The 7,817-nt window shown below is 39.3% G+C and carries 6 protein-coding genes; 5 read left to right on the top strand and 1 reads right to left on the bottom strand.

The window, feature by feature from the left end:
* Positions 1-717: 717 nt before the first annotated feature.
* From IEV91_RS10095 to pdxA, 4 genes are all read left to right on the top strand, one after another.
* Complete coding sequence (locus IEV91_RS10095; RefSeq protein WP_188497303.1) at positions 718-2,523, top strand: sigma-54-dependent Fis family transcriptional regulator; 1,806 nt, start codon at positions 718-720, stop codon at positions 2,521-2,523.
* A 149-nt stretch (positions 2,524-2,672) separates the two neighbouring features.
* On the top strand, positions 2,673-3,665 hold the full coding sequence (locus IEV91_RS10090) for a 2-keto-3-deoxygluconate permease (protein ID WP_188497302.1): 993 nt from the start codon (positions 2,673-2,675) through the stop codon (positions 3,663-3,665).
* Positions 3,666-3,684: 19 nt separating this feature from the next.
* Positions 3,685-4,974 carry a four-carbon acid sugar kinase family protein gene (locus IEV91_RS10085; protein ID WP_188497301.1) on the top strand — a complete coding sequence of 430 codons (1,290 nt, stop codon included), beginning with the start codon at positions 3,685-3,687 and terminating at the stop codon, positions 4,972-4,974.
* On the top strand, positions 4,975-5,970 hold the full coding sequence (gene pdxA, locus IEV91_RS10080) for a 4-hydroxythreonine-4-phosphate dehydrogenase PdxA (protein WP_188497300.1): 996 nt from the start codon (positions 4,975-4,977) through the stop codon (positions 5,968-5,970). It abuts the gene before it with no gap.
* A 294-nt stretch (positions 5,971-6,264) separates the two neighbouring features.
* On the opposite strand, the gene IEV91_RS10075 is transcribed toward pdxA, so the two are convergent.
* Positions 6,265-6,726 carry an immunoglobulin-like domain-containing protein gene (locus IEV91_RS10075; protein WP_188497299.1) on the bottom strand — a complete coding sequence of 154 codons (462 nt, stop codon included), beginning with the start codon at positions 6,724-6,726 and terminating at the stop codon, positions 6,265-6,267.
* A gap of 325 nt (positions 6,727-7,051) precedes the next feature.
* Here IEV91_RS10075 and IEV91_RS10070 point away from each other — a divergent pair, with 325 nt between their 5' ends.
* Positions 7,052-7,771: a FadR/GntR family transcriptional regulator gene (locus IEV91_RS10070; RefSeq protein ID WP_188497298.1), complete on the top strand. Its 720-nt coding sequence runs from the start codon at positions 7,052-7,054 to the stop codon at positions 7,769-7,771.
* Positions 7,772-7,817: the final 46 nt, after the last annotated feature.

Below are 7,817 nucleotides of genomic sequence, written 5' to 3'. Positions count from 1 at the left end.
AGAAAAAACAGTCAGAGATGGCTGTTTTTTTGTATGTAAAAAATAAAAGCCCGCAAGGGCGAAACTACAGAGCGTGAGGGTTTCGAAGAGCATAAAGGAACGCTGACGAAAGGCGTTCACGTCCTGTGACAAACGTAGAAGTCAGCACGTCCTGTGCAAGTGACTGCAGCTGACGCAGAGATCTGCCGCTCAGCGGAAGCCTCAAGCCCCGAATACGGTCGTTAAGCTCGTGCGCCGATGGTAATTGGGGGCAAAGGACACTTCCTGTCCCTGCGTCTACTCGCTATGCTTCGAAGATGGCTTTCTCGGGACAAGCCAGCAAATAGGAGTTTAATCATGTTGTAGGCTCCCTGTGAAAGTAGGACGTTGCTGGGCAAGAGAAAAAACAGTCAGAGATGGCTGTTTTTTTGTATGTAAAAAATAAAAGCCCGCAAGGGCAAAATCTTCGGAGCGTGAGGGTTTCGAAGAGCGTTTAAAGGAACGTGAGACCAAAGCCTGTGCCAGCCCCTTACAAGTGTTTTAGGTGACGAGGAAGGGTCAATGTTGCCCCTGAGGTTTTAGTATCGTCAAGTCTATGATAAGGTACCTCTTGATTTTGCCTTTCATATCATAAAATCTTTAATAGTAAATGATGACATAGTCCTTATGGCTTTCGATAGAAGTGTGATAAGCTATAGTTAATTATTTTAGAGAACAACTATTGGAAGGGTAATATAAATGAAAATTAAGGTACTCCTTATAGCTCCTTATACAGGCTTGAAGACACTGGCGTTAAAGTTAGCAAAAGAACAAAAAGAACTAGATATTACAGTAAGAGAAGGCGATTTAAAAGAAGCATTGATTGTCATGGAAGAAATGGCGGATACACCTTTTGACATTATTATTAGCCGAGGTGGGACAGCAAAGTTATTAAGGGAAAATTTAAATCAACCTGTGATCGAGATTCCATTGTCAGGATATGATATTTTAAGAACTTTAACCCTAATAAAGGACTACAAGGTTCCTTTAGAAATGGTCGCTTTTCCGAGTATTTGTCAAGGTCTACATGCGGTTTCAAATTTATTAAATATAAATATCCCTTATAGAATCATTGAACAGCAAGAAGAAGTTGAGAAATTAATTTTAGAAGCGAAGGAAAACGGTGCAAAAGTTATCGTTGGTGATACGATAACTGTCCGAATAGCAGAGAAACATGGTCTGCAGGGGATTCTCATTACTTCAGGCCGTGAATCAGTTTTAGAATCATTTAATCTTGCTCGTCGGTTATATTCTGTATTGTATAAATATGAAAAAAAGCAGGCAATGCTTGAAAAACTGATTGATTCATTTGAGAATGGAATGGCTATTATAAATAGTAACGGTCAATTGTGTTATTCCAATAATACCTTCCTTGAGATGTTGCATTTAAATAAGACGAGTGACACCCTTTCTCTATTTGAATCTCGACCCGAATGGCTTAATACGATTCGAGAGCTTAATGATGAAGAACCTATTCTTTGCAAGTCAATGATTAACGGTACTGAGGTCTTTTTTTCACTAAGTATTTTTGAACAAAATGGATCGTCCCAATGCTATTTAATCCGATCAAGTTATAGTGAAAATAGTGATGAAGATTTGCAAGTAAAAATTGTTTATTCGCCTATCCATTCTTTTACTCAGATATTAGGAGCAAGTGAACAAATTCAAAAGACGATCTCTAAAGCAAGAGAATTATCCGCAAAAAATATTAAAGCGATATATGGAGAAGAGGGAGCGGGCAAAACTTATCTTGCGTTTGCCATGCATGGATCAGGGGCAAGAAGAGATAAAACCTTTTTAGAGCTTTCCTTCAAGCGATATTCAGAGCAAGCATACAAAAGATTTAATTCTATTATGTCCAAAAATGTAGAGGGAACTTTATTCATAAGAGGGGTGGAGAGACTAGCTAAAGACGATCAAGACCAACTTGTTGACACTTTATTTCAGTTACAAAAAAAACATATTATTTTCTCGTTTGAGGCTTCATCGAAGGACAATTTGAAGATGGCGATTTCTCAAAAGCTTTATCATTTGATTTCCCATCATTCCATTTTTGTGGCGCCACTTAGAGAAAGAGTTGAAGATTTAGATGACCATATTCGGTACTTTATAGGAAGATATAATGAGAAATATGGAAAGCAAATTGTGGGGATTCGCGAAGAGGCATTGAATTTACTTGCGAAGAGGCATTGGGAGCAAAATATTAAAGAGTGTGAAGAAGTCGTGGATCGATTAGTTCAAGAGACTAAGGGAGAGTATATAGAAAAGGAGACGGTAGAAAAAGTCGCCCCAAACCATTCTTTTGAGCTTATAGATGATTCCAGTACATCTATCGTCATTCCCTTGGAAGATTCTTTAGAAGCGATTGAACAGAAAATAATTCAAAAAGTACTTGAAGCTGAGAATATGAACCAGACAAAAACGGCACAACGCTTAGGGATTACTCGGGCAACACTGTGGCGTAAATTAAAGAATATGAGAGATTCATCAAGCAAAAGCGTTTAATTATTAAACGTTTTTGCTTTTTTTATCACTTTTTGTAGAAAAGGTGTTGCGTAATTAAGCGATTTCATGTATTATTCATAGATGTAAACGCTGTTAAATGTTAAACATCTTAAATGAGTGTTTAATTTTTAAACATAAGGGGGATAATCATGAAGATAAAAGCAACTTTAGATCGTATTCCTGGTGGGATGATGGTTGTACCATTATTATTAGCTGCCTGTATCAATACGTTTGCACCGAATTTATTAAGAATTGGTAATTTTACACAATCGTTATTTGTCGATGGGTCTAGTACACTAATTGCACTGTTCCTACTTTGCGCAGGCGCTTCAATTAATGTGCGAAGTGTAGGGGTTTCACTTGGTAAAGGTGTCACCTTGTTAGTCGTAAAATGGGTAGTAGCAGCCATTATTGGTTGTATTGCTTATCTATTTGCAGGTTCCAATGGTTTATTTCTAGGCTTAGCTCCGATCGCTATTATTGCAGCGATGAGTAATAGTAACGGTGGGCTTTACATGGCGATAGTCGGACAATATGGTAAGACAGATGATAAAGCTGCCTATTCAATTCTTGCATTAAACGACGGACCTTTCTTAACAATGGTTGCTCTTTCAATTTTTGGAGCTATGGGATTTGTAAATGGACTGTTCTCAGTTCAGTCTTTCGTGTCTGTGCTTTTACCGATTGTAGTCGGAATGGTATTAGGGAATTTAGACACTGACATGCGTGACTTCCTAGCGAAAGGCTCCGATATGTTAATTCCATTCTTTGCATTTGCACTAGGTATGGGCATTAATTTCAAGGCTATTCTTGACGGTGGTATCGCCGGTGTACTTCTAGGACTTATGACTGTCTTTATCACAGGAACTGCTGGATATTTCGTCTTCAGAGCCTTTCGTTGGAATCCGATTGTTGGTGCCTCTGAAGGGTCAACCGCAGGGAATGCTGTCGCTACACCAGCTGCGATTGCAGCGGCGAACGTAGCTTTCCAGCCCCTTGCCAATCTTGCGACAGTTCAGGTCGCTGCGAGTGTTGTAACAACAGCAATTCTATTACCACTCTACATTGCTTTTCTTGTTAAACGCTTAGAGAAAAAAGGAAAACTTGAAAAGTATGGTATTGAGAAGGTAGTCAAGAATTAAAAAATTGGAGGGAATTCCATTGAAACTGGCGATGATTGCCGATGATTTAACAGGTGCGAATGACAGCGGGGTGCAACTAGCCAGATATGGTATTGATACTTCCGTTCTCTTTAAAAATGAAGTGGATGCTTTAAAAAAACATGAGGCCATAGTTATTGATACCGATAGTCGTTCCCTTACGGACTCAGAAGCCTATACAAAGGTTAAAGAGGCTTCTGAGTTCTTAAAAAAAGGTTCGTTTGACATTATCTATAAAAAAGTTGATTCTACTTTGCGAGGAAATGTAGGGGCGGAAATTAATGCGATATATGATAGTTTTCACCCCGAGCTTGTTGTTATTGCTCCTGCCTTTCCTAAAAATAACCGCTATACAAAAGACGGACATCATTATTTAAATGGAAAGTTACTCAATGAAACTGAAATTGCGCATGATCCTAAGACGCCTGTAAAAGAATCATATATTCCAAAATTAATAGAGGATCAAACGGGAAAAAAAGTGGGTCTCATTACTTATCATGAACTTAAGCTGGGAAAAAAGGCTCTTTTAGAAAAAATAGAGACAATGATTTCTAAAGAGGTTCATTATGTTGTTTTTGATGCAGTGGTTGAAGAGGATTTACAACACATTGCTCAATTTATTGTGCAAAGTAATTTAAAGGTCTGCTGGGTCGGATCAGCAGGGATGGCCAATTATTTACCTGAAGCGTATAAAATAAAGAAGCAACAGGTGATGAAAGCAGGACCAAAAGGAAACCATCCCGTCATGCTTGTTGTCGGTAGTGTAAGTCAAATCACGCGAAAGCAATTAGACATTGTGTTAACAGAGTCGGACTTAAGGGGTATCGAACTTGATTCTGTAGCTGTCGTTTCAGATCCTGAAACGAAACAAAAAGAAATAGCTAGAGTTTTAAAAGAGGCGAGAGCTACCTTAAATAGCCATAAAGGCATTGCCCTTTATTCTTCTGGGCGACGTGAAGATATTATGCGAGCACAGGACGTTGGTAGAACCAACGGATTAGACAAGAGAGACGTCAGTAATCACATTTCAAAGAGTTTAGGTCAAGTCGCAGCCACATTGACACATGACCATGCATTTAAAGGTTTAGTCCTCACAGGTGGAGATACAGCTAAACAAGTGTGTGATCAATTAGGTGTGGTTGGATTTAACTTAATTGATGAAATTGAAACAGGAATTCCTCTAGGACTTGCTATTGGACAGAAAGAATTTCATGCGATTACTAAAGCAGGTGCCTTCGGGACAGACTATTCATTACTTAATTCGATAAAAAAGCTTCAAGGAGATGTTTGAATGAAACCGGTCATTGGAATTACAATGGGTGATGCAGCGGGTATTGGTCCAGAAATTATTGTGAAAGCTTTAGATACTGAAGAACTATATCACACTTGCCAACCTTTGGTCATTGGCGATGCTAAAATATTAGAGCGTGCCATCAATATTGTAAAATCAGAGCTCAAAATTAATAAAATTACTGACGTGAAGGACGCGAAATTTTCATATGGTGAGATTGATTGTATGGACTTAGATCTCCTCCCTGCTGATTTGCCTTTTGGACAAATTTCAGCAGCAGCTGGAGACGCTGCGTTCCGTTTTATTGAGAAAGCTGTTGCACTTGCTAAAAACAATGAAATTCAAGCGATTTGTACAGCGCCATTAAATAAAGAGGCCTTGCATAAAGGTGGGCATATGTTCCCTGGACATACAGAAATCTTAGCAGAATTAACAGGTACTAAGGACTTCTCCATGATGCTTTCATCTCCAAAGTTAAAGGTTATTCATTTAACCACACATGTAGGCTTGATTAAAGCGATTGAAATGATCAATCCTGAAAGAACTTATACAGTGATTAAACTTGCTCATGAGACCTTAACCCGTGCGGGAATGACGAACCCAAGTATTGCGGTTTGTGGGATCAACCCACACGCAGGGGAACATGGCTTATTTGGTAATGGTGAAGAGGAAGAAAAACTTCTTCCAGGTATTGAGCGAGCACAAGCTGAAGGGATTAATGCTTCAGGGCCGCACCCTGCCGATACCTTGTTCTTTAGAGCGGGACGTGGAGACTTCGATATTGTTGTCGCTTGTTATCATGATCAAGGCCACGGTCCAATTAAAGTGCTTGGATTAGAAGCCGGGGTTAATATCACGGTGGGTCTAAAGGGCGGTATTATCCGTACTTCTGTTGACCATGGAACAGCGTTTGATATTGCAGGTAAAAACATTGCTGATAAACGCAGCATGCTTGCCGCGATAGAATCCGCAATTGAATTAGCACCAAAAAACTAAACACCATTTTTTAAAAAAGAGTGCCTAAGGCGCTCTTTTTTTCTTAAAATTATAAGAATGTATAAATTGACGAGGGAAGAAAGCATTTCGGTAGAAAAATTTGTCTTCTTTGATTAGGACTTGGCGGAAGCCAAGTTTTTCTCAAAAGATCAGAAAGTATAAAATTTCTGGTCATCAGGATGGTATGGATTTCCGCTCCAGAACGTTCGCTTTCCTCATGCCGGCAGGACTAAGGAAAGCTGACCTAGCATGTTTTTTTCCCGTTTTTTCTTATACAATGCTAACCCATTCTCTTCAATGGATTTCGAATGCTGCAGCAACAACTTCGGACTCGATTTTCTTCACCAGGCGATAGTGCCCCTTTGCCAATGGATCAACTAAATTTTTCTTATCGATAGACTGTCTATACTGTTTTTGGGGAGCAAGCAGGATGCCGATGGCGGTGAATCCCATATTCTTTTTCAGAGGAATAACGTACCAATGGTGATTGTGCCATTTCTCAATCGAATAAGGTGTGCCAAAGGTTATTTGTTGTGAGCCTAGATTCTCAATAACTAAGATTAATTCCTTTGGGGCCTCTTGGTCAATCGATATTTTAAAGTGAAGCTTATTATTTTGAAAACGATTAGGAAGAGTATCATATTTTGACAAACTCAAGTCGGAGTTATGGTGATGATGATTTGATTTCACGATACCGCAGCCTGATAGAGAACAAAGTAGAAGGGCAACAAAAATATGTTTGAGAGATGCTTTCATTTTAGATCCCCTTACGCGTAATGTTTGACTTAATGACGACCTCTCAATTTCTTTAGTTTCACTTTTTTAATAAATACATACTTTTTTGATTGTTTTTAGAAAGCGATTTCTTTATACTTATAATCAACAGGTCATCTGATGACCCTATGAGTCATATATTTTTAAATAGCGTCATAAGGCACAAGCTTTTTTATCAAAAATATGAGTTGATGGAGGATTTGATAAGTGCAACTGTGGCTTGGCGAAAGCCTTAGTGTATGAAGTGTGCTTAGCGCGGCAGTGAAGTACAAGCCAAACTTTCAAAAGACCACCATGAGGTGAGGCAATGGAATATAAAAAAATTAAAAGCAAAAAGATTTATGAAGTCGTGATTGATGAATTGTTGCAAATGATTAGCACAGGGAAACTCAGGCCAGGAGATAAAGTGGCGTCTGTTCAGCAACTGGCTGAAAACTTTCAAGTCGGTCGTTCGGCTATTCGTGAAGCTCTAAGTGCCCTTCGAGTGATGGGACTTGTTGAAATGCGACAAGGAGAAGGAACATATATAAGGGAGCACAGTCCGAGGGCATTAGCAGAAGCGATGTTCAATACATTGCTCATGAAAGAAGAGGACATCAAAGAACTGCTTGAGGTGAGAAAAATCCTTGAGGTCGGTGCAGTAAGTGCAGCTGCACAACATTGGAACGAGCACGATCTCTTAACTTTAGAAACCGCGTTAGAAGAAATGCAAACCGCAGGTAATGAAGAACTAGGGGAGAAAGCAGATTTTGCTTTTCACATGGCGATCGCAAAGGCTTCACAAAACAGCCTGCTTGTACACCTCATGACGAATGTTTCTGAAATCATGGTGGAAGCCATGCGCGAGACAAGGAAACTATGGTTGTTTTCACAAGAGACCACCGTTGAAAAAATTTATCAGGAGCACCGAGAGATCTTTCAAGCGGTCAAAGAGAGAAATGCCACGTTGGCTCAAGAAAGAATGCTCTCGCATCTAGAACGTGTAGAGGAAACGCTGTTAAATAAGCCTATAACCGGTAAATCATAAGAGATTAGAAGTATAGAGATGAGAGATAGAAGGCATATTTGAGGAG

The organism is Pullulanibacillus pueri, from assembly GCF_014639255.1.
GTDB lineage: Bacteria > Bacillota > Bacilli > Bacillales > Sporolactobacillaceae > Pullulanibacillus > Pullulanibacillus pueri.
The sequence above is the reverse complement of the archived record's forward strand: the minus strand, read 5'-3'. Positions and strand labels throughout refer to the sequence as shown.

Bases quoted from the DNA above. Each gene is read 5' to 3' on its own strand.
- IEV91_RS10095 (WP_188497303.1), top strand. From the start codon at position 718: ATGAAAATTAAGGTACTCCTTATAGCTCCTTATACAGGCTTGAAGACA.
- IEV91_RS10075 (WP_188497299.1), bottom strand. From the start codon at position 6,726: ATGAAAGCATCTCTCAAACATATTTTTGTTGCCCTTCTACTTTGTTCT.
- IEV91_RS10070 (WP_188497298.1), top strand. From the start codon at position 7,052: ATGGAATATAAAAAAATTAAAAGCAAAAAGATTTATGAAGTCGTGATT.
- pdxA (WP_188497300.1), top strand. From the start codon at position 4,975: ATGAAACCGGTCATTGGAATTACAATGGGTGATGCAGCGGGTATTGGT.
- IEV91_RS10090 (WP_188497302.1), top strand. From the start codon at position 2,673: ATGAAGATAAAAGCAACTTTAGATCGTATTCCTGGTGGGATGATGGTT.